At 74.3% G+C, this 21,611-nt stretch carries 17 protein-coding genes and 1 pseudogene; 8 read left to right on the forward strand and 10 right to left on the reverse strand.

Annotation, left to right across the window (positions count from 1 at the left end; translation table 11 throughout):
- The first annotated feature begins 22 nt into the window (after positions 1–22).
- Positions 23–1,237: a cytochrome P450 family protein gene (locus ACLJTM_RS17770; RefSeq protein ID WP_411104782.1), complete on the forward strand. Its 1,215-nt coding sequence runs from the start codon at positions 23–25 to the stop codon at positions 1,235–1,237.
- 26 nt (positions 1,238–1,263) lie between these two features.
- Here ACLJTM_RS17770 and ACLJTM_RS17775 read toward each other — a convergent pair whose 3' ends face one another.
- From ACLJTM_RS17775 to ACLJTM_RS17790, 4 genes are all read right to left on the reverse strand, one after another.
- A complete protein-coding gene (locus ACLJTM_RS17775; protein ID WP_411104579.1) occupies positions 1,264–2,331 on the reverse strand; it encodes an alpha/beta hydrolase in 1,068 nt (355 codons plus the stop codon).
- 124 nt (positions 2,332–2,455) lie between these two features.
- Positions 2,456–2,713, reverse strand: a complete 258-nt coding sequence (locus tag ACLJTM_RS17780) for a hypothetical protein (RefSeq protein ID WP_411104580.1) — start codon at positions 2,711–2,713, stop codon at positions 2,456–2,458.
- Between the two features lie 134 nt (positions 2,714–2,847).
- Entirely contained in the window at positions 2,848–5,157 is a 2,310-nt protein-coding gene (locus ACLJTM_RS17785) for an alpha-N-acetylglucosaminidase (protein ID WP_411104581.1), read from the reverse strand.
- 57 nt (positions 5,158–5,214) lie between these two features.
- On the reverse strand, positions 5,215–6,906 hold the full coding sequence (locus ACLJTM_RS17790) for a ricin-type beta-trefoil lectin domain protein (RefSeq protein ID WP_411104582.1): 1,692 nt from the start codon (positions 6,904–6,906) through the stop codon (positions 5,215–5,217).
- 214 nt (positions 6,907–7,120) lie between these two features.
- Here ACLJTM_RS17790 and ACLJTM_RS17795 point away from each other — a divergent pair, with 214 nt between their 5' ends.
- Together ACLJTM_RS17795 and ACLJTM_RS17800 are read left to right on the forward strand one after the other, a co-directional pair.
- On the forward strand, positions 7,121–7,762 hold the full coding sequence (locus tag ACLJTM_RS17795) for a TetR/AcrR family transcriptional regulator (protein ID WP_411104583.1): 642 nt from the start codon (positions 7,121–7,123) through the stop codon (positions 7,760–7,762).
- A gap of 14 nt (positions 7,763–7,776) precedes the next feature.
- Positions 7,777–8,724 carry a serine/threonine dehydratase gene (locus tag ACLJTM_RS17800; protein WP_411104584.1) on the forward strand — a complete coding sequence of 316 codons (948 nt, stop codon included), beginning with the start codon at positions 7,777–7,779 and terminating at the stop codon, positions 8,722–8,724.
- Between the two features lie 70 nt (positions 8,725–8,794).
- Here the strand turns inward: ACLJTM_RS17800 and ACLJTM_RS17805 are convergent.
- A pseudogene (locus tag ACLJTM_RS17805) lies at positions 8,795–9,136 on the reverse strand (hypothetical protein); the annotation flags it as partial.
- Here ACLJTM_RS17805 and ACLJTM_RS17810 point away from each other — a divergent pair.
- The 4 genes from ACLJTM_RS17810 (at position 9,039) to ACLJTM_RS17825 (ending at position 13,559) form a co-directional block, all read left to right on the forward strand.
- A complete protein-coding gene (locus ACLJTM_RS17810) occupies positions 9,039–9,404 on the forward strand; it encodes a hypothetical protein (protein WP_411104585.1) in 366 nt (121 codons plus the stop codon). The pseudogene ACLJTM_RS17805 and the gene ACLJTM_RS17810 sit on opposite strands and share 98 nt — an antisense overlap.
- Positions 9,405–9,601: 197 nt before the next feature.
- Entirely contained in the window at positions 9,602–11,626 is a 2,025-nt protein-coding gene (locus ACLJTM_RS17815; protein WP_411104586.1) for an FAD-dependent oxidoreductase, read from the forward strand.
- A 103-nt stretch (positions 11,627–11,729) separates the two neighbouring features.
- Positions 11,730–12,143 carry a PaaI family thioesterase gene (locus tag ACLJTM_RS17820; RefSeq protein WP_411104587.1) on the forward strand — a complete coding sequence of 138 codons (414 nt, stop codon included), beginning with the start codon at positions 11,730–11,732 and terminating at the stop codon, positions 12,141–12,143.
- A 93-nt stretch (positions 12,144–12,236) separates the two neighbouring features.
- Positions 12,237–13,559, forward strand: a complete 1,323-nt coding sequence (locus ACLJTM_RS17825) for an MFS transporter (protein ID WP_411104588.1) — start codon at positions 12,237–12,239, stop codon at positions 13,557–13,559.
- A gap of 93 nt (positions 13,560–13,652) precedes the next feature.
- Here ACLJTM_RS17825 and ACLJTM_RS17830 read toward each other — a convergent pair whose 3' ends face one another.
- From ACLJTM_RS17830 to ACLJTM_RS17850, 5 genes are all read right to left on the reverse strand, one after another.
- Positions 13,653–15,260: an alpha/beta hydrolase gene (locus ACLJTM_RS17830; RefSeq protein ID WP_411104783.1), complete on the reverse strand. Its 1,608-nt coding sequence runs from the start codon at positions 15,258–15,260 to the stop codon at positions 13,653–13,655.
- A gap of 225 nt (positions 15,261–15,485) precedes the next feature.
- Positions 15,486–16,031, reverse strand: coding sequence for a hypothetical protein (locus tag ACLJTM_RS17835; protein WP_411104589.1), 546 nt, complete (start codon positions 16,029–16,031; stop codon positions 15,486–15,488).
- Positions 16,032–16,143: 112 nt separating this feature from the next.
- Positions 16,144–17,220 (reverse strand): SCO0930 family lipoprotein, encoded by a 1,077-nt coding sequence (locus ACLJTM_RS17840; RefSeq protein ID WP_411104590.1) that lies wholly within the window; start codon positions 17,218–17,220, stop codon positions 16,144–16,146.
- A gap of 107 nt (positions 17,221–17,327) precedes the next feature.
- Positions 17,328–18,776 carry an NADH-ubiquinone oxidoreductase-F iron-sulfur binding region domain-containing protein gene (locus tag ACLJTM_RS17845; protein ID WP_411104591.1) on the reverse strand — a complete coding sequence of 483 codons (1,449 nt, stop codon included), beginning with the start codon at positions 18,774–18,776 and terminating at the stop codon, positions 17,328–17,330.
- Positions 18,773–19,666, reverse strand: coding sequence for a hypothetical protein (locus tag ACLJTM_RS17850; RefSeq protein ID WP_411104592.1), 894 nt, complete (start codon positions 19,664–19,666; stop codon positions 18,773–18,775). Before ACLJTM_RS17850 ends, ACLJTM_RS17845 begins: the two co-directional genes overlap by 4 nt.
- A gap of 452 nt (positions 19,667–20,118) precedes the next feature.
- Here ACLJTM_RS17850 and ACLJTM_RS17855 point away from each other — a divergent pair, with 452 nt between their 5' ends.
- Positions 20,119–21,561: a PucR family transcriptional regulator gene (locus ACLJTM_RS17855; protein ID WP_411104593.1), complete on the forward strand. Its 1,443-nt coding sequence runs from the start codon at positions 20,119–20,121 to the stop codon at positions 21,559–21,561.
- The last annotated feature ends 50 nt before the right edge of the window (positions 21,562–21,611 follow it).

The raw sequence follows: 21,611 nt of genomic DNA on the forward strand, positions 1-21,611 counted from the left end.
GAGCGTCACCGACCCGTACGTCATCGACCCCGCCGGCGGCTGCCCGCACGCCCTCAACGCGCGGTTGCGTGCCCGGGGAGCCGTTGCGGACGTCGTCCTGCCCGGCGGGGTGCCCGGGGCGGTCGTCCTGGGGCACGAGGCGCTCAAGGAGTTCCTCGCCCACCCCGATGTGGCCAAGGACGCCCGGCACTGCCCCGCCCTGCACGACGGCAGCATCCCCCGGGACTGGCCTCTGCGGGTCTTCGCCCAGGCCCAGGGCATGCACACCGCCGACGGCGCCGACCACCGCAGGCTCCGCTCGCTGGTCGGCAGAGCCTTCACGGCCCGCCAGGTGGAACGGCTGCGCCCCCGCGTCGGGGAACTGGCCGCCGCCCTGCTCGACGACCTCGGCCGGGCCGCGGCGGCCTCGCCCGACGGGGTGGCCGACCTGCGCACCCACTTCGCCCTTCCGCTCCCGATGGGCGTCATCTGCGAGCTGCTCGGCGTGGACCCCGAGCACCGCGGCCGGCTGCACCACCTGTCCCACACGGTGATCGTCGCGACCGACACCGCCCCGGCCGAGGCGATGGCCGCCGTACGCGAACTGGTCGCCCTCATGGGCACCATCGCCGCCGCGCGGCGGGCCAGGCCCGGCGACGACCTCACCAGTGCCCTGATCGCCGCCCACGAAGGCGACGGCGACCGGCTGAGCGAGGCCGAACTCATCGGCACCATGCGGCTGATGCTGGTCGCCGGCCACGAGACCACGCTCAACCTCATCAGCAACGCGGTCCGCGCCCTGTGCACCCACCGGGACCAGCTCGCCCTCGTCCTGGAGTCCAAGGCGAGCTGGTCGGACGTGGTCGACGAGACCCTGCGCTGGGACGGGCCCGTCAGCTGGTTCCCCTTCCGCTACCCCACCCGCGACCTGTCCGTCGGCGGGACGACGCTCCGGCGGGGCGCCCCGGTGCTTGCCGGGTACACCGCGGCCGGCCGCGACGAAGCCTTCCACGGACCGGACGCCGACCGCTTCGACATCACCCGGCCCACCGCCGCCCGCCACCTCTCCTTCGGCCACGGCGCGCACTACTGCGTGGGCGCCCCGCTCGCCCGCCTGGAGGCCACCGTCGCCCTGGAGCAGCTCTTCACCCGCTTCCCCGACCTGGAGCTGGCCGTCCCCGCAGCCGACCTCGCGCACCAGCGGAGCTTCATCGGCAACAGCGTCGAGGCCCTGCCGGTACGGCCCCAACCCGCCTGAGCGCCGCCCGCCGGGCGCGCCCCCTCTCAGCGGGCCCTGGGCGCGGTGATCTCCGTGCTCAGCCAGCCCAGCGCGTCCGGGTACATCCCGGTCCAGGTCTGGAAGTTGTGGCCGCCCGCCGGGCGGACGAGGGTCCTGACCCGGACCCCGCTGCCCGCCGCGGCCGCCGCGAAATCGGCGAGCTGCTGCGGCGGACTGTCCTTGTCCTGCGCGGACGTGGCGAGGAACAGGCCGGTGTCCGCGTTCTTTGTGTGCTCCACCAGCCACACCGGGCTGTTGCGCTCCCGCAGGCCCGGATCGGCCAGTACCTCGGGGTCGCCCGTCAGCGGATCGGGGTCCAGGGCCGCGCCCGCCCGGAACGCCTTCGGGTACTGCAACGGCAGCTTGGCCGCGCAGAAGGCCCCGGTCGACACGCCCATCAGCCCCCAGCCGCCCGGTGCGGGCAGCGTACGGAAGTTCCGCGCGACCAGGTCCGGCACGTCCTGGACCAGCCAGTCGGCGGTCCTGCGCTGCGGGGTGTTGCTGCAGTCGGTGTTCACCCCGCCCGGGTCGATCTCCGGGACCACCAGGATGAAGGGGTGCGCCGCGCCCTGGCGCACCAGGGCGTTCAACGCCCCCGGCATGCCGCCCAGGTCGATCCAGGTCCGTGGGGTGCCCGGATGGCCGTGGAGCAGCATCAGCACCGGGAACCGGGTCCGCTGCGCCCCCGGGGCGTCGTACTCCGGGGGAGTCAGGACGGTCACCTGTCCGGCGAGCTTGGAGTGGGAGCCGCGGAAATAGCTGCCCAGGGCACCGTCACCGGCCGCGGTGAACCTGGCCCGGCCCACCGGCGGCCCCGTCATGTCCCCGGCCTGCTGTCCGGCGCCGGTGCCGAGCAGGTCGTCCCAGGAGGCGTACAGGCCGTAACTCTGGTTGATCCAGGTGGCCGTTCCGCAGATGGCGGTGAGCTGGCACAGCCCGATCATGAGCACCCGCGCCGGCCACCGCAGCCATCCGGGCCCCGGCACCCGGTTCCACAGGAGCAGCGCGGCGAGCATGGCGAGCGCGGTGGCGACGATCAGCAGGACGAGGAACGACGTACTGGTCAGCTCCACTGCGTCGGCTCCTGACGGACGGGACGGCCTGCGAGGGATGTCCGATTGTTCCCGTGGTTGCGTCCATCCGGGCCGCGCCCCGCCGCCCGGCCTGATCACCGCCGCCCGGCCGGCCGTGCCGGGATCACCCGCGCGGACGGTCCGCCCGGTCGGCCGCCCGGCGGGAGAGCAACTCCAGCCACTGCACCGGATCCGCGGCCGGGTTCCAGGCGCCCGGCCCCCGGCGTTTGCGCAGCTCCACCACCCCGTCGGGGAACGGTGCGGCGCCGCACCGGCACGGGGCCGGCCCGTGCCCGGCCCCCGACCGGTCCGGGGAGGCGGGTGCGGGCACCGTCGGGGGCTCGCCGGCGGTCTCGGGCCGGTCCCGTTCGCTCTCGGACATGGCCCCGATGATTTCCGCGCCGCTCCCGGGCGGAGGGCCGCCCGGTGCGCTCTCCCCCGCACGGGTGGGGAGATTCCCACGGGAGGGTGACGGCCGCCCCTTCGGGTGGGCAGCGCCGCGTCCCCCGGTGCGGCTCAGCGACCGCCCGCAGCAGGCCGCAGTCCTTCGGCGATCCGGGCGGCCAGGGCGTACGAGTCCCCGACGGGCTCAGCCGGGTGCCGGGTGGTCCGGCGGGCCCACTCCTCCTCGAAGGCGTACCAGTCGATCGCCCGCGGAGCCGCCCGGTGCACCAGCGCCTCCTCCAGGGAGTCGAAGTACGCCCGCCAGCGCCGCGCGTACAACTCGCCGACCAGGCCGTTCCACTCCCGGTTGGCGTAGTCGTGCAGGAAGCCGCCCTCGCTGGTGCTGCGCCCGCCCCACACGCTGAGGACCGAGCGGGCGTCGTACTCGTACCGGTCCTGCTCCGCCCGGTCGGCCCCGGCGGACCGGGCCGCCTTCAGCCACCGCCCCAGCAGGAAGTTCGGGTCTGATCCGGTGAGCGCGTCCAACTGCCGCTCCCCGTCGTGCCACTGCGCGGTCAGCGCACGGAACCGGGCCAGGTCCTTCGCCTCGTAGGCCGCCCTGATCTGTGGCAGCAGCACCCGCGAGTGGTTGGCGAGGGCCTGCCGGGCCGTGTCCACCAGGTCGAAGCGGTAGGCGCTGGAGCCGCGCAGGTGCGGGGCCACCTTCAGCAGGTGCTCCAGGGCCCGGCGGACCCCTTCGGCCGGGTAGCGCATCGACCGGGGGCTCCAGTACGCCGCGCCCGCCGCGGTCAGGCTCGGCCGGGCCGTGAAGAGGCTGTCCTGCGATTCGGACCACAGCCCCGAGGAGGTGCTGTACGGGCCCTTGCGCAGCTCTTCCCAGGCCGCTGCGGCCGCGGGGTCGGGACCGCCGTACCTGCGGGCCGCGAAGTCCGCGAACCAGGCCCGCTGGTCGATCGGCGAAGGCTCCCACGCCAGGTCGGTGAAGAGGTCGAAGGCGGCCGGATTCGTCCCGGTCGCCTCCGGCAGGTAGGCGGTCCCGGCGAGTGCGCTGTCGCCCTTCGTCCGCCACGGCCCGAACCGCTCGATCCACACGGAGGTGTTGGCCCCGACCGTGGTGTGCCCGCCGAAGTTGTAGATGCTGCCCATGGCGTAGGGCGCGCCACCCCAGCGGGCTTCGCGGTCCAGGCGGTTGTACCGGTCCGAGAGGCCGTCCAGGATCAGCAGCCGGGAGGTGTCCACCCCGGCCAGGAGCTCCGCGGTGGGATCGTCCTGCCAGCCCAGGACCGCCCACAGCGCATCCGGGTGGGCGGCGTGCAGGGCCGCCTGGATGGCCCCGGCGGCGGACTTCACGTCCACGGCGCCGGTCTGCCCGCCCTCGTGCAGCGGGCTCATCCGGTACATGGCGCTGTCCCCGAACACGGCCCGCTGCTCCGCGTAGTACGCGGCGGCCAGCTTCCCGAACGCCGGCGAGGCCGGGTCCAGCCAGTCAGGCCGGTCGAAGCCCGCCCAGTCGCCCTGCGCGACCGTGGCCGAGCCCGGGTTGCGGGCGGCGAAGCCGGGCGGGACGGTGCCGAAGTACCCCGGGAGCACCGGCGTCATGCCGAGTCCGCGCAGCTGCTCGGCGATCCGCCCGCCCAGCTCGGCGCGCTCCCGCATCAGCCGCTCGGAGACGGGCCCGCCGAATCCGCTCAGGTTCTGCAGCAGCCACCAGCTCTGGTGGGCGGGGCCGGGGACCCACGCGCGCAGCTCCGCCGCGGAGTAGCCGAAGCCCTGGAGCGCCCGGTAGTACGGGTACTCGGCACCGACCTGTACGAACACCTCGTTGACCCCGTGCAGGGCGAGCAGGTCGACCTGCCGCTGGTGCTCCTCGAACGAGCGGTAGGGGCCCGCGTACCCGTCGTCGGTGTCGTTGAGCGCGTACCGGTGCGCCACCAGCGCGCTGCGGGTCACCGGCGCCGGAACGCCCGGCAGCCGGGCGGGGAGCGCCCCGAGGCTGTCCCCGGGCCAGCCGATGTCGACCCCGGCGACGTGCTGGAGGTACCAGCCCACCCCGGTGAGCAGCGTGGCTCCGGTGCTCCCGCGGACGGTGATGTCCCCCGGGGCTCCGGACACGCTGAAGGTGTCGGCCGCGGCGGCCGTGTCCGCCACGAAGGTGAACTGCCCGGCGTGCCGGGGCAGCAGCCGTCCGAGCGCGGCCCGCGCGGGGCCGGTGTCGAAGGTCCGCGGGCGGGCGGCCCCCGGCCGCACCTGCGCCCGTACCGCTTCCCGTACTGCACCGGACGCGCCGGCCCGTACGGGTACGGGGCCGTCCGGGGCGGTGGCCCCGGGGGCCGCGCCCGCGCAGACGAGGGTCAGCAGCGCTGCGGGCAGCGCGGCGAGGACGACCGGGCGGGGGCGCGGCCTGCGGGGTGTGCGGGGCATGGGGTTCGTCATCCGTTCGCCGTCGTGTTCGCCGTCGGATCCGCCGGATCCGCCCGGTCAGGCCGGAAGGGACCAGGTCTGGTCGGTCCGGTGGTCGCCGCAGGCGTCCAGGCGCAGTCGCGCGGCGGGGGCGTCCGGGGTGGCGGCCGCGGCCGGCGCCGTCAGGCACCGTCCGCTCGCCGTCTCGACCAGGGCCCCGTCCCGGCGGTGCTTCCAGCGCTGGCCGGGCTGCTCGTCCGGCCGGGACGCGCAGTCCGCCAGCTCCACCAGGCCGTCCCGGCCCGCCGACAGGCAGTCCCCGGCGAGCCGCAGACGGGTGTCGCCGCCCAGGATCCAGCGCTGGTCGGGCGCCCCGGTGCACGAGGCGAGCACGACCGCGCCGACGCCGGTGGTGTTCGCCCCGTCGGCGCACCGGGCCCCGTCACCGGTGATCTGCCCGGTGGGCACGGCCTCGGCGCAGCCGTGCGGCGTGAGCCGCCAGACCCCGGTGTCGTGCGCGGCCACCCGCCCGGTCAGGGTGCCCGCGACCTCCCGGGTCCGGCCGGTCCACAGGTCCTTGGCGTCGGCGGCCGCGCACCCGTGCAGTCCGAGCTCCTCCAGCGGTACGGCGATGTCGCGTTCGCGCGCCGACCGGTTGAGCACGGCCACCGCGCGGTCGCCGTCGGCGAGCGGCCGGACCAGGATCTCGAACGTGGCGTTGGAGGAGACGACCGCGCCCTGACGGCCCATCGGGTCCTGGTCCAGGGCGATGAGATCGGTGTTGCCCAGCGCGGCCAGGCCCTCGGGGGTGAGGGCGGACACGTCGGAGGACAGGATGAAGGGGGCCGCCATCATGGCCCACAGGGCGACCTGGCTGCGGCCCTCGGCCGCGGTCAGGCCCGGGGCGCCCGCGATCAGGAAGTCCGGGTCGTTCCAGTTGCCGGGCGAGGCGTACCGGCCGAGCCACCGGTTGTAGCCGTAGTTGCCGAGCACCGAGCTCCAGCGCGAGGTGGCGGGCGAAGCCCGGTTGTACACCTTGATGTCCCGGCCCTCGCGCCAGAGCTGGCCGGTCTCGCCGACCCAGCCGAGCACCTTGTGCCAGTCCGGGCCGCCCCATTCGCCCTGCTGGAAGTAGGCGGGGGCGGAGGCGGACAGGACCATGTCGCGGCCGCTGGCGCGCAGGGCCCGTGCGACGGCGCCGTAGGCGTCGCGGTACGCCTGCTCCTTGGTGGTGCCCTCGGGTACCCGGAGGTTGCAGCCGTCCATCTTGACGTAGTCCACCTTCCAGGAGGCGAACTGCCGGGCGTCCTGCGCGTAGTGGTCCGGTCCGCCGTCCTGGGGCGCACCGCTGCCGGGGTACTTCTCGCAGGTCAGGTAGCCGGCGTCCTGGTAGATGCCGAACTTCAGGCCCTTCGCGTGCAGGTACGCGCCGAGCCAGGCCATGCCGTGCGGGAACTTCTGCGCGTCGACGACGAGGTTGCCCCGGTCGTCGCGGCTGCGGGTCATCCAGCAGTCGTCGACGGTCACCGTGTCGTACCCCTTGGCGGCGAGCCCGGTGGACACGAGGGCGTCCGCGTTGGCGACCACCGTGGCCTCGTCGATGTCGCACAGGTAGTGCGCCCAGTTGTTCCAGCCCATGGGCGGGGTGAGGGCCAGAGGGGTGTCCGAGGTCGCCGTCGGTTCGGCCGCCGCCGGGACGGGTGCCAGGGCGAGGGCGAGCAGGGCGGCCGCGGTCAGGCAGGGGAGCGACGCACGCAGGCGAGGCGGCACGGAGTCTCCTTGACGGGCAGGGCAGTGGTGCACCCAGTGCAGCGGTGCGATCACCCGGTGTCAACGAAAGGTGCCGGTTGTCGGCCAATGACCAGCAGGATGGCCGCAGTCAGTCCACGGCCGGTCCGCGAACAGCCCGCAGCCGACGCCGCGCGGACGGGCCGGGGGAGTCGGCGATCCCGTGCGAGATACAGTGGCTGATACGGTGTATCTCATGCCGAGGAGATCAGCTGCCCTGGACCGCGCGACGCCGGAGGCCATCGCCGTCGCCGCCCTGCGGATCATCGACGAGGAGGGTCCGGCCCGGCTGAGCTTCCGGGTGCTTGCCGAGCGGCTCGACGTCTCCCACGCCACCGTCCAGCGCCGTTGCACCGACCTCGCGGGACTGCTGGACCTGTGCACCGAGCACCTGGCCGCGCAACTGCCCGAGGTCCCCGCCGGGACGGACTGGGCCGAGGCCGCCGAGCTGCGGTTCACCGCCCTGTACCGGCTGCTCACCGCCCACCCGGGACTCCTGGTGCTGCGCGGCGGCCGGCCCTGGCTGGGACGGCAGCTGCTGGCCCGGCTCGTCGAGCCCGCGCTCGCCGACAGCGTGGCCGCGGGGATGACCGCGGCCGAGGCCATGACGGTCTACCGCCGCATGTACCTGCTGACCCTCGGCAGCGCGGCCTTCGTGGACCACCGGGACCCGGCCGCCGTCACCGAGGCCTCGCGGGCGGCCCTCGCCGCACTGGACCCGCAGCGCTTCCCCGTGCTGTCCGCAGGACTGGCCGACGTACTGCCCGCACTGACCGACCACGAGGTCTACCACGGCGCCCTGCGCCAGCTCATCGAGGCCGCCCGGCCCGCCGTCTGAAAGGCAGTCGCCCCATGGAACAGCACAGCGAACGGCAATTCGACTACGCGGCCGTACGCGCCGCCGCCGACCGGATCGCCGGCGGGATACGCCCGGTCGCCGTGGCCCCCGCGGCCGAGGGGCTCTGGTACGCCTTGGAGCACCTCCAGCACACCGGGTCGTTCAAGGCCCGTGGCGCGCTCAACTTCCTCGCCGCCCACCACGCCGCCGGTACGCTCCCGGTCGCCGGCGTCACCATCGCCTCCGGCGGGAACGCGGGCCTCGCCTGCGCCTGGGCGGCCCGCACCCACGCCGTGCCCGCGACCGTGTTCCTCCCCGAGAACGCCCCGCGCGTCAAGGTGGAACGGCTGCGGGGCTACGGGGCCCGGGTGCGCCTGGCCGGCGACCGGTACGCCGAAGCGCAGGCCGCCTGCCAGGAGTTCGCCGCATCCTCGGGAGCCCTCAGCAGCCATGCCTACGACCACCCGCTCGTCGCGGCGGGCGCCGGGACCCTGCTCGACGAGATCCGGGCCGCCCTCCCCGGCCTGGACACCGTGGTCGTCGCCGTCGGGGGCGGGGGGCTCCTCGCCGGGATCGCCACCGCCGCACGCGAGCAAGGCGTCCACGTGGTCGCGGCCGAACCGGAGAACTCCCGGGCGCTGAACGCGGCCCTGGCGGCCGGACGCCCCGTCGACGTGCCCGTGGACTCCGTGGCCGCGGACTCCCTGGGCGCCACCCGGGTCTCGGCGGACGCACTGGCCGCCGCGCGCGCGGCGCACGTGGAGTCGGTGCTCGTCCCCGACGCGGCCGTCACCGCCGCCCGGCGCACCCTGTGGGAGGAGCACCGGATCGTGGTCGAAGCCGCGGCCGCCACCGCCCTGGCGGCGCTGCAGGCCGCACCCAGGCCGCCGGGCGAGCGGGTCGCTGTCGTCCTGTGCGGCGCCAACACGGACCCCGCGGACCTGGCCGCACCCGCCGCGTAGCCCCCCGCCGCCCGGTCTGCGCGCCGTACGCGGGTCGGTCGTCCTCGTCCGCGCCCTCCCGGACCACCACGACCGTGCAGGGGGCGTACTGCACCACCTGGCGGCTCACCGACCCGAGCAGGACGCCCTTGAAGCCGCCGTAGCCGCGGCGATGACCGGTTGCTCGCTGTGGTGTCGGGACGGCGGGTCCGGCCTCGAACGACGTTCGTCGCGGCGGTCCACGACTTTGGAGGGCAGCTCCGCACCCCCCGCCGCGGCGAAGGTCGGACATGACGGTGGACGGCACCGGACGGGGACGGCAGGGAGGAACGGGCGTGGCACAGCGCAAGGGTTGTCTGATCGGGTGCGGCGTGGCACTGGTGGGGGGAGTCGGACTGCTGGCCGCCCTGGTGTTCGGCGTGGGCAAGGTCATCGACGCCGCCGACCGCACCCTGCTGGACCCCGCGGTCTACGAGGCCGTGCAGAGCGGCGACACGGAACAGGACGTCCGCGCGAAGCTGCCTTCGGGCGACAGCTTCGTCAAGGGCGCCCTCAAGGAGGGCGGCCCCGCGGAGCCCGAGGGCAGCAGCTGCTCCTGGTACGTCTCCAGCGGCGCGACCAAGGCCGGCAAGGAGACCGTGTTCCGCTTCTGCTTCAAGGACGGCACGCTCGCCCAGAAGGCCGCGTACCCGATGCAGTAGACCCGTACCGCCGGGCGGGCGCGCCTCGATCCGGGCGCGTGAACTGCGCCACAGCCGGTGCGGGGAGCGGGCCCGGGGTCCCGGGAATCCCGGGGCGGGCCACCGCGGGGGCTCCCCGCCCGGTTATGCACTTAGTTGCAAAACCTCCGTCCCCTCGCTAGAACAGGTGCATCACCCCCGCGCGAGGAGGCGCCCCCATGAGTTCCCAGAGCCGGTACCCGCATCTGCTGAGCCCCCTGGACCTCGGTTTCACCACCCTGCCGAACCGCGTGATCATGGGCTCGATGCACACCGGCCTCGAGGAGCACCAGGGAGGCTTCGAGCGGCTCGCCGCCTTCTACGCCGAGCGCGCCCGCGGCGGCGCCGGCCTGATCGTCACCGGCGGCATCGCCCCGAACGACGCCGGCCGCCCCTTCGAGGGCGGCTCCCGCCTCACCACCGAGGACGAGGCCGCCGAGCACCGGGTGATCACTGAGGCGGTGCACGCCGAGGGCGGGAAGATCGCCATGCAGATCCTGCACTTCGGCCGGTACGCCTACCACAAGGACCTGGTCGCCCCCAGTGCCCTGCAGGCCCCCATCAGCCCCTTCGTGCCGAACGAGCTCAGCGACATCGAGGTCGAGCGCACCGTCGAGGACTTCGTCCGGGCCGCCCGCCTGGCCAAGCTCGCCGGCTACGACGGCGTCGAGATCATGGGCTCCGAGGGCTACCTGGTCAACGAGTTCATCGCCGCCGCCACCAACCGGCGCACCGACCGCTGGGGCGGCGCGTACGAGAACCGGGTGCGCTTCCCGCTGGAGATCGTCCGGCGCACCCGCGCGGCCGTCGGCGAGGACTTCATCCTGATCTACCGGCTCTCCATGCTGGACCTGATCCCCGGCGGCTCCACCCTCGACGAGGTCGTCCACCTCGCCAAGGAGATCGAGGCGGCCGGGGCCACCATCATCAACACCGGCATCGGCTGGCACGAGGCCCGCATCCCCACCATCGCCACCTCCGTCCCGCGCGGCGCCTACACCTGGGTCACCAAGCGGCTGATGGGCGCCGTGTCGGTCCCCCTCGTCACCAGCAACCGCATCAACACCCCGGAGATCGCCGAGGAGCTGCTTGCGGACGGCCGCGCCGACCTGGTCTCGCTCGCCCGGCCCTTCCTCGCCGACGCCGAGTTCGTCGCCAAGGCCGCGGCGGGCCGCGCCGAGACCATCAACACCTGCATCGGCTGCAACCAGGCCTGCCTCGACCACACCTTCAGCGGCAAGATCACCAGCTGCCTGGTCAACCCCCGTGCCTGCCACGAAACCGAACTGGTCCTGTCGCCCACGCGGGTGAAGAAGCGCGTCGCCGTCGTCGGCGCCGGCCCGGCCGGCCTGGCCTGCGCGGTCTCCGCCGCCGGACGCGGCCACGCCGTCACCCTCTTCGAGGCCTCCGGCCACATCGGCGGCCAGCTGGACATCGCCCGCCGCATCCCGGGCAAGGAGGAGTTCGAGGAGACCATCCGCTACTACGGCACCCAGCTGGTGGAGAGCGGCGTGGACGTCCGCCTCGGCGCCCGCGCCGACGTGGCCGCCCTCCAGGGCTACGACGAGGTGGTCGTCGCCACCGGAGTCACCCCCCGCACCCCCGACATCGACGGCGTGGACCATGCCGGCGTCGTCAGCTACCTCGACGTACTGCGCGACGGAGCCCCCGTCGGCGAGCGCGTCGCCGTGGTCGGGGCGGGCGGCATCGGCTTCGACGTCGCCGAGTACCTCACCGACAGCGGCGAAGGCGCCTCCCAGGACCCGGAGGTCTACTTCCGGCACTGGGGCGTGGACACCGCCTACACGGGCCCCGGCGGCCTCACCGCCCCCGACCGCCCCGCCCCCCCGCGCCAGGTCCACCTCCTCCAGCGCAAGACCGGCAAGGTCGGCGCCGGCCTCGGCACCACCACCGGCTGGATCCACCGCGCGGAACTCAAGCACCGCGGAGTGACCACCGTCGCCGGAGCCGCCTACGACCGCATCGACGACGAGGGCCTGCACATCACCGTCGGCGGCGAGCAGCGCCTCGTACCGGCCGACACGGTGGTGCTCTGCACCGGGCAGGAGCCGCGCCGCGACCTGTACGAGGCGCTCCGCGCCGCCGGGATCGAGGCGCACCTGATCGGCGGCGCCGACGTGGCCGCCGAACTCGACGCGAAGAGGGCGATCCGCCAGGGCACGGAACTGGCCGCCACCCTCTGACGGGGAACGGGCCGCCCCTTCCGACCGCGGGAAAACCTGCCGATACCGATCGTCTTCGCGCCAGGTGTTGTGGCGGCCCGCCCCGGGCCGCCACAATCTCCCGGTGACGCTGACACCGGCAGACGCCGACAAGATCCTCGCCGACCACTTCGCCCCCTGGGTGCTGGCCCTCGGGCTGACCGTCCAGGAGACCGGCGAGCGGCACGCCGTCCTGCGGCTGCCCTGGTCCGACGCCCTGGCCCGGGACGGCGGCGGCCTCTCGGGGCAGGCCCTGATGGCGGCGGCCGACACCGCGACCGTCATCGCGATCTCCGCGGCGCGCGGCGAGTACGGGCCGATGACCACCGTCCAGCAGTCCACGAGCTTCCAGCGCCCGGTGGTCGGCGTGGACGTCCTGGTCCACGTACGGGTCACCAAGCTCGGCCGGCGGATGGCCTTCGCCGACATCACCCTGACCCCCGAGGGCGCCCGGGAGCCCGCCGCCACCGCCTCCACCGTCTACGCGCTGCTCGGCTGACGGGTCGCGCGCCCGCCCGCGCCCGCCCGCGTCCGGCCGCGTCCGCGTAAAAAGCGCGCGACACCCGGGGACCCGCCGGACTACCGTCCCCGGGTGACCGATCAAGGTGAACGCCCCGCGCTGGGGCGGAACAAGGACTTCAACGTCTTCTGGCTCGGGCAGGCGCTGTCCGTCCTCGGCGGATCGGTCTCGCTGCTCGCCCTGCCCCTGCTGGTCCTGCACGCCACCGGGTCCGTGGCCCAACTGGGCCTGGTCACCGCCGTGTCCGGGGTCGCGGGCATCGGCACCGGGGTGTTCGCGGGATACCTGGTGGACCGGGTGGACCGCCGCCGCCTCATGATCGTCTGCGATCTGGGACGGGGACTGCTGCTCGGCACGCTGCCGCTGCTGTGGGCGGCCGCACCGCGGATCTGGCTGCTCTACGTACTGACCGTCCTGGTCGGTGTGTTGAAGACCCTCTTCGACGTGGCGTACGTGACGGCGGTGCCGAACCTGGTGCGCCCGCAGGACCTGACCGCCGCCAACGGCCGGCTGATGAGCACCTTCGCCTTCGGCACCCTGCTCGGCCCGGTGGCCGCCGGCTTCCTCGCGGTCGCGGTGGGACCGGACTGGGCGCTGGGCGTGGACGGGGCGACCTTCCTCGTCTCGGCCGCCAGCCTGGCCTGGGTCCGCTTCCCTCGTCCGGCCGGGGAACCGCAGGCGCCCCGACGGGATGCGGCCGGGCAACGCCTGCTCCAGGAGGTCTTCGTCGTGGGCTTCCGGTTCCTGTGGACCCACCCCCTGATGCGCCCGCTCACGGTGCTGCTCACCCTGCTGACCTTCGTCACCATGGGCGCCACCGACCTCCTGATCTTCCGGGTCCGGGAGGACCTCGGCCGGGACGCCGCGACCCTGGGCTACGTGATGGCCGCGGGCGGGGCCGGCGGCCTCCTCGCGGCCTTCGCCGCCGGCGCGCTGCGCCGCAGGCTCGGCTTCGGCACCTGCTGGCTGGCCTCGGTCGCGCTGATCGGCCTGGCGGTGGCGGGCACCGGCATCAGCCGCAGCGTGCCGCTGATCGCCGTACTGGCCGCGGTGTCCATGTTCGGCATGACCCTGGCCGGAGTGTGCAGCATGACCCTGCGGCAGGAAGTGACCCCGGACCACCTGCTCGGCCGGGTCACCTCCGCCTTCTGGACCGTGCACAACGCCTCGGGGCCCGTCGGGGCGGCCGTGCTCACGGTCCTGGCCGCCCGGCACGGGGTCCCGGCGGCCGGCCTGGCCGGCGGCGCGCTGTGCCTGCTGATCCTCGCCGCCGGACTGCTCACCCCGCTGCGCGCCGGCCGGACCGCAGCCGTCCCGAAGGCGGCCGTCGCCGGTGCCCCGGCGGGCGCTCCCGCCGGCGGGCCCCGGCGCCCGTGGCGTCCGTACCACCGCTGAACGGCCGCACTGCCTCCCGGTCCGGGCGGCCGGCGGAACCGGCCGCCCGCCCGGCGTCCGGGGTCCGGCGACGGGGTCAGCAGGCGCCCGGGATCAGAACCGGCCGGGGCCGGGGAGCGGCGCCCGCGGGGTCAGGGACTCCCGTGACGGCCCGGCTCCCGGCGGGTTCTGGCAGGTCACGTCCTCGGCGGGCAGCCGGCCGGTGGCCAGGTAGGCGTTGACGGGCGCATTGGCACAGGACGCGGGGTCGTTCAGGTACACGCCGTGGCCCTCGCCGCCCGCCACCAGCACCATCCGGGAGCCCTTCAGCGACCGGTGCAGGCCCTGGCCGCTGACCAGCGGGGTCTGGGAGTCCCACTCGTTCTGTACGGTCAGCACCTTCGCCGCCGTCTTCATCGGCGTGGCCGCCTCCTTCGGCCGCGGCCAGAAGGCGCACGGCATCACGTTGGAGACGAAGTCACCGTAGAGCGGGTAGGCGGCCTTGTCCCGCGCCGCATCCCGCTCGTACTGCTCGGTGTAGCGCGGCCAGTTGCCCGTGTCCCCGCACACCACGGCGAGGAAGGCCGCCGTGGAGTTGTCCGCGGGCGTCTGCGCGGCCCGCGCACCCGCCGCGACCGCCGGCCGGGTGACCGCCGCCGGTCCGGCGGCGCCCGCGGTCAGCAGCCGCTTCACCTCGGGCAGGGCGGGAGCGTCGGGCTGCGGGGCGCCCTCCGCCGCCGCCTTCAGCGCCACGATGACGGGAGTGGCCTGCGCCGGGGAGAAGAACAGCGCCCGGGCGGCCCGTATGTCGTCTCCCGTCAGCTTCATCCCGTCGAGTTCGACGGGCTCCCGGTCGGCGCGCGCCACCAGCGCCCAGAAGGTGTCCGAGACCGCCTTCGGGGTATCCCCGAGGCCGTACTCGGCGGAGCGCTCGGCCGCCCAGCCGGTCCACCGGACGAAGGCGGGCTCGGCCTCCGAGGCCCAGACCTGGATCATCCCGCGCCAGATGCGCTGCGGGTCCACGCCGCTGTCGAGGACGAAGCGGTCAGTGCGCTCCGGGAACATCTGCGTGTACACCGCGCCCAGGTAGGTCCCGTACGAATAGCCCACGTACGAGATCTTCCGCTCGCCCAGCACCGCACGGATCGTGTCCATGTCCCGGGCCGTGTTGCGGGTGGTGATGTGGGGCAGGACCGAACCGGCCTTCTCCAGGCACTTGTCGGCGACGGTACGGGCCCATGCCACGTCCGAGGGGAAGCTTTCGGGCCGGTAGGGCCGCAGGAAGTTCTGCTCCTGATCGTCCAGTCCGCAGCCGACGGGGCTGCTGGCGCCGACCCCGCGCGGGTCGAAGCCGATCATGTCGTACTGGTCGCGGACCTCCTTCGGCATCGCCTCGTTCATCATCAGCGGCAGGTCGAGGCCCGGTCCGCCGGGCCCGCCGGGGTTGAACAGCATCGCGCCGCGGCGCTTGGCCGGGTTCTCGCTCTTGATCCGGGACAGGGCGAGGTCTAGGGCGGGCCCGTCGGGGCGCCGGTAGTCGAGCGGGACCTTGATGGTGGCGCACTCGTAGGAGGCCGGCTGCTCGGGACTGCAACGCTGCCACGCGGGCTTCTGCTGGAGGTGGGCGCCTGCGGGGGCCGCGGATGCCGGCGCGGCGGACAGCACGGGCACGGTGCCCGCCATGAGTCCGGCGGTGGCGAGCAGCGGTGCGAGGCGTTTCATGCGCACGATGCCGTGTCCTTTCGGTGAAATCGCTTGTGGCTTCACCCTGTTGCACGGCACGGCCCGGGCGAATCATCCCCGAGGGTCGGCCTTCATGCTCCTCACGAACGAGACGACATCGGGACAACTGGCCGACACGCCGCACGGGGCGGACCGTGCGGTGCGTCGACGCGGAGCACCGCCCCGGGCGACGGGCCGGGGCGGTGCGGTGGGTGCGCTGCGCGCTCAGTGCCCGGTGTGGGGCCCGGAGTGCGGTCCGGGGGAGCCGTCCCCGGGGCCGCTCGCAGCGGGGTCGGCGGACACGTCGGGGACCGGCGGGCCGGAGGCCGGTGGAGCCGGCTGTTGCGCGGGCGGTCCGGCCGGGTGGCCGCCGTGGTCGGCGCCGGTCTCCAGATGGCCGCCCAGCCGGCCCCGCAGGGTGGTGAGGGCCTCTTCGGACGGGGCGGTGACCACCCACCGGTTGCCCACCAGGTAGGTGCCCCCGTAGTCCTGTGCCTCGGCCAGCCATTCCCGCAGTCCCCGGTCGGCCGCGAAGGTCGCCATGCGGTACGCGTCCGGCCCGCTCCCGCAGCCGCCCTGGCTCAACTCCTCCGCCTGCACGCTCACTTCGGCGGTGCAGCCGATGGCGGCGGCGATCTGCTCGATCGAGGCCGGCGCACTGTCCGCGGGCCGCGGGCCGGCGCAGGCGCCGTAGAGCAGAGCGGCGGACAGCACGGCGAGGGCGGCGTATGCGGGGCGGGCGAGGGGGGACCGGCGGTCCGGCGGTGCCATCGTGACCTCACAGGCGAGGGGGAGGGGTCGTGGCGCCCGGGAGGGGAGGAGGGCCCGGGCGCCACGTCTGGGGGTGCGGTCCGGGGGACCGCACGGAGGGGGCGGCCGGCCTTCAGGAGACCTTGGCCTTCTTGCCCTTTTCGGTGACGGCGAACCACAGGCCCTGCTTGTTGTGGCCCTTGATGTCACCGGGCTGGGTGTCACCGGTGAAGGAATAGACCGGCCAGCAGTCGATGGTCAACTGCTCGGTCCCGTCGGGGCGCTTCACCGAGCCGATCAATTCCGGGGCGATTCCGGATACCTTTGCCTTGTCCACCGGCGCGGCCGGCTTCCAGGTGTCCACGCAGGCGCCGACACAGCCGATCTTCATCGGCCAGGCGCTGTCCTTGTCGAAGCGGTAGAGCGTCCGGCCCTGGGCGTCGGCGACGACATGGCCGAGCATGGCGTTCGGGTTGACGGACAGCTCGGCTTCCTTCTTCTCCTCCTTCCCCTCCTCCTCCTTCTGCTCCTCGGGGGCCGGGGCCGCCTTGGCCGCGGTCGACGGTTTGCCGTCGGGGCCCAGTGCGTGCCAGGTGCCGCCGACGCCCTCGCCGAGGGTGTCGCCCGCCTTGGTGTCCTTCGCGTAGCGGTACACCGGCCAGCCTGCGAGGGTCAGCTGCCGCGTGCCGTCCGCCCTGGCCACCGAGCCGAGAAGGCCCGTCTCGATGCCCTCGCCGGCCGTGGCCTCGTCCGCCGGGACCGGCGGCCAGGCCTTGGCGCAGTCGCCCTCGCAGGAAGACTTGGGAGGATTGGGGGTGTCCTTGTCGAAGCGGTAGAGCGTGAAGCCCTGGCCGTCGGTCACCGCGGTGCCGAGGTCGCCCAGCTGCTGCACCTTCAGCTGCCCGGCCGCGGCGCCCGCCGCGGCGGCCCCGGCCGCGTCCGCCGGCGCCGCGCCCGGGTTCGTCCCGTACCCCGATCCGGCCCCGTACGCGTCGGACGAGTCACCCGCGCCGTTGGCCGACCCCAGCTTCCGGCTGTCGCCCACGGGGACTGCATTTCCCGTTCCGGAGGCCTTGTCGGAGCTTCCGCATCCGGCCGTCAACAGAAGTACCGCGATGGCCGAACCGGCGAATATCCCACGACGCACATTCTTCACGATCTCTCCTAAAGATTCGGATCCGCGTTTCTTTCCTTCGGTCCCTTCGCTCATTGATACGGGCCTCGGGAGATCCGGGGCGGATATCCGGGGGAATTTGTCAGATCGCGCCAACATTGAACTCGGGTCCGCGGGGGCACGTTCAACAGGCCGTGCCCGCTTCACTCCTGGATGCGCAGGGCGAGCGCCGGACAGCGGCGCACCGCCCGCAGGGCCTTGGGCCGCAGCCGGGCCGGCACCGGCATCGAGGCCTCGGCCGGGAAGCCGTCGGCGTCCAGCCGTACGACGTCGGGCAGGACGTCCACACACAGCCCGTGCCCCCTGCACAGCGTCCAGTCCACGACCAGCCGCTCGGGACTCTCGTCCTCCGGCAGCGGCAGCGCGCCCAGCACCCGCCGGCCGCATCCGCTCCCCACGGCGTGGTCGCGGAACTCGTCGGGGAAGGAGGACAGGGCCGAGGCCACGAAGGAGGAGGTGCCGTCGGGATGGCTGCATGCACCGCGACGCCGCACCGAGCCCATCCGGGCCTCCACCGCCTCCAGGGCGGACCCGCCGCCGCCCGCGACGACGGCGTCCAGCACATCGGCGAGCGCGGGCAGCCCCCGTACGCACGGCCCGCACTGCCCCGCCGACTCGTTCGCCATCCAGCGGGTGACCCGCGCCACTTCCCCCGCCGGACAGGTGTCCTCCGGCAGCGGCAGCACCGCCCCCGCCCCCAGCACCGCGTCGAAGGCCGCCAGGGACTGCCGGGAGACCTGGGCGGCACGGGCCGACACGGGGTCCAGCCAGCGGCCGTGGTAGCCCCCGACGAGCACGCCCTGACCGGGTTCGGTCCCGCACAGGTCCAGCACGTAGGCCAACGAGGTCCCCGTCGGCACCTCGACCACCGTGGTGCCCGCCACGGTCAGCAGAACGGTGCCAGGTTCGTTCGGCAGGCCCGCCGAACGGTAGTCCAGGGCTCCGATCCGGGCGGCGACGGCCAGTTGGGCGTAGGTCTCGGTGTTCGACAGCAGGGTGGGCATCCCGCCCAGGCCCCGTTCGCTGGTGCGCACCTTCCGCCCGGACGGCAGCACCGGACCCCCGTTCAGCCCGCTCACGAGGGCGGTGCCCTCACCCGTCACGAAGCGCTCGGGCAGCAGGGCCACCCGTACCCGGCGGCCCCCCGGACCGCGCTCGGCGATCGCGGCGCGCACCGACTGCTCCACGTCCGTCCGGGTCACGCCCACCACGACGTCCTCGGCATCGAGCGCGGCGGCGGCCAGCAGGGCCCCGTCGAGCACCAGGTGCGGGGCGTGCAGCAGCAGCGCGGTGTCCTTGAGGCAACTCGGTTCGCCTTCACTGCCGTTGACCACCACCGCCGTCGTCCCGCCCTGGGCCTTGGCGGACCGCGTGACGGCGCGCAGTTTGCGCGCGAAGGGGAAGCCCGCCCCGCCGCGGCCCCGCAGCTCGATGTCCTCGGCCAGGGCGAGGAGTTCGTCGGGCCGGTAGCGGGGCAGCGAACCGTGCGCGGTCAGATGGGCGACCCGGTCGAGCCGGGAGACCTGGTCGAGTCCGGCCAGCAGCCGGGGCGCCCCCACGCATCCCAGTCCGGGGCGGGGTTCGAGGCTCACAGCTGACGCTCCCCGGCGGCGAGCGAGTCCACGAGCGGCGCGTGGACGAAGGACCGTTGCGCGGGCACCGGCGGGCGACCCGAGGGAGTGCGGGCGGCAGCGGGCGGCGCGGCCGCAGGCCTGACGGGCCTGACGGGCGGCCGCGCCGGTACGGCGCCGCGCATCCGGGTGCGCAGCCGGAAGGCGAGGACGGCGGCCACACCCGCCAGGCACAGCGCGTAGGCCGCCGTCACCCAGGCATCCGCGGGCCGGCCCGCCTTGAGCCCGTGCACCAGCGAGGCGCCCCACGCGGGGTAGGCGCCGATGTGCAGGGCACGCCACCACAGGGAACGGCTCTTGGTGGCGAAAGCGCTGCGGACCGCGCCGGAGACCGCCACGGCCACGAAGAGATACCCGGCGAGACTGCCGAGGCCGATGAGCACGGGCTGTGCCGGATCGGTGAAGGGCACGGCCGCGGAGGCCGCGCTGGTGCGCTGCTCCGCGATCTTGACCCAGATGTGCAGGGCCAGGAAGCCCAGCCCCGCCACGGCGAGCCCGCGGTGGGCGCCTTGGGCGAGCAGCCGGTGGCCCGACTCCAGCACCACCCGGTCGGTGGCCACCAGCCCCCACAGGACGGTGGCGCTGAGAGAGACGAGGGAGAGGACGCCCGCACCGAAGTCCAGGAAGTCCCACAGGTGGGTCAGGGCGCCCGCACGGGCCGTCACCACGAGGGAGGCGACGGCCGCGAGGGAGGCGGCGAGCACGCCCGGGCGCAGCCGCCCGGTGGCGGGCAAGAGGGAGGGCCGCCGGACGGCCCGGCGTCCGGCGGCCGGGGCCGTTGCCGCTGCCGCGTGGCGACTTCTGCGGCGGGCTCGGTGCGAGCGGGGCATGTGCGGCTGGGACAGGGGCATCCAGTTCTCCTGTGCGCCTGGGCCCGAGCTCTCCACCTGGCGCTCGGCACCCGGGGCTTGTCGTCGGTCGTGCCCGGCAGCGCTGTGAACTCCTGCGCCGGCCGAGGGAGCTTGGGCCGGAGGGCAGCAGCATCGTGGAGCTACGCATCATCTCCACAGGATTTATCGAAACGTGATAATTTCTCGCACCGCGTCTCCGGGGCATCGAACAACACCGGAAGATTCCCCTCCAGCGGAGGTTGCGACAGGCCACCGCGCCGCCCGCCGCCTACGCGTCCCCGACGGCAAAATGACGGCAAAACCATGGGACGGCACGTGGCCGGACCGCTCCAGGAGGGAGTACGAGGGTCGCAACTCGCCTGTCAGACACACATGTTGGCATGCGAGGCCACCCCGGCGGGCTTGTCGCTCCTTCACCGGACAAGCCTCACCCCGGCACGAACGAGGTAACGATGTGCGAACTTCTGAACCGCATCTGGTCCCGCCCCCGAGGCGAGTGGACCCGTGTCCTGCGCAGGGAACTCCCCGCGCTCGCCGCGGAGATAGTGGAGGAGCTTCTGCATGGAATTCCAGGATTTTCCGACCTTATCGATGACAACGATGCCATCGATGACGAATTGGTCCGACAGCGGGTGGAAGAGGCGCTTCTCTCCGTTCTCGGCTACCACGAAGCGTCCCGGCGGACGGCTGCACCGGCACCGGCACCGGCATCGGACGGGTGCGAGGACCGGCACGACGGCCGGCGCGACGCCCGCCGCGAGGACATGCGCGAGGCCGTACGGGACGCGGTGCGCGAACCCGCCAGCGAGGCCGTACGGGACTTCGTGCGCGAGCCCGCCTGCGAATCCGTACGGGAGCCGGCGCGCGAACCCGCGCCGGAGCGGGCCCGGGAGCACACGCGGGAGCAACTGCGGGCCCCGGTGCGCGAACCCGCACGGGACGACGTCGGGGAGGCGCACCCGCAGGGAGACCAGGGAGACCAGGGAGACCGGGGCGGCCAGGGCGGCCAGGGCGGCCAGGCGAGCCACGGGGGAGGGCCGGCGGCCGCCCAGGGCGGTCACGGTGAACGACCGGAGGTCACCGGGCCGTCCGAGCGCGCACGCCAGGACCTCTTCAAGGCCCTCACCGACGACCGGGCCGCGTCCGAAGGCTCCCTCGCCGAACTGGCCGGGCTCGCCGAGGCGGCCGGCTGGCCCCTGCCGACGGCGGTGCGGGCCATCGCGCCGGCCCTGCCCGGCGAGACCCACCAGCTGGCCGCGGCGCTGGATGCAGCCCTCCCGGGAGTCTTCGCGGGACGGCCGTGCCTGCTCGTCCCCAGTCCGGACCCCGACACCCGGGCCCCGCTCGAACTCCCGCTGCGCGGCCGTTCCGCGGCCGTCGGCCACGCGGTACCCCTGCGGGACACCGCGTCCTCGCTGCGCTGGGCGCTGCGCCTGCTCGCCCTGACCCCCGCCCGGGCCGGACTCGAAGCCCGGCCCGTCTTCGTCGACGACCACCTCTCCACCCTGCTGCTGCTCCAGGACGAGCCCCTGGCCCACGCCCTGGCCGCCCGCTGGCTGCACCCGCTCGCCGACCTCACCCCGCGCCAGAGCGAGCGGCTGGAGGTGACGCTGCTCGCCTGGCTGGAGGGCGGCGGCGCCCCGGAGGCCGCCAAGGCCCTCAATGTGCACCCGCAGACCGTGCGTTACCGGATGCGTCAGCTGGAGAAGCTCTTCGGGCCCGGACTGCGCGACCCCCGCACCCGCTTCGAGCTGGAGATGGCCCTGCGCAGCCGCCGCCTGATGGCGCAGGTGCGGCGCCAGAACGCCCGGGTGGGCCGCAGGACGGCGCGCGTGGTCACGGCCGACTTCACCCCCGTCGTCGTCGGCCGCATGGCGCGCGTCAACGGTCTGTAGCCGCCCCGTAGGAATTACCGAAGGACCAAGGAGAGGACCCCGGCCCGGCC

The sequence above is a fragment of the Streptomyces sp. cmx-4-9 genome (genome assembly GCF_046548835.1).
In the GTDB taxonomy this organism is placed as follows: domain Bacteria; phylum Actinomycetota; class Actinomycetes; order Streptomycetales; family Streptomycetaceae; genus Streptomyces.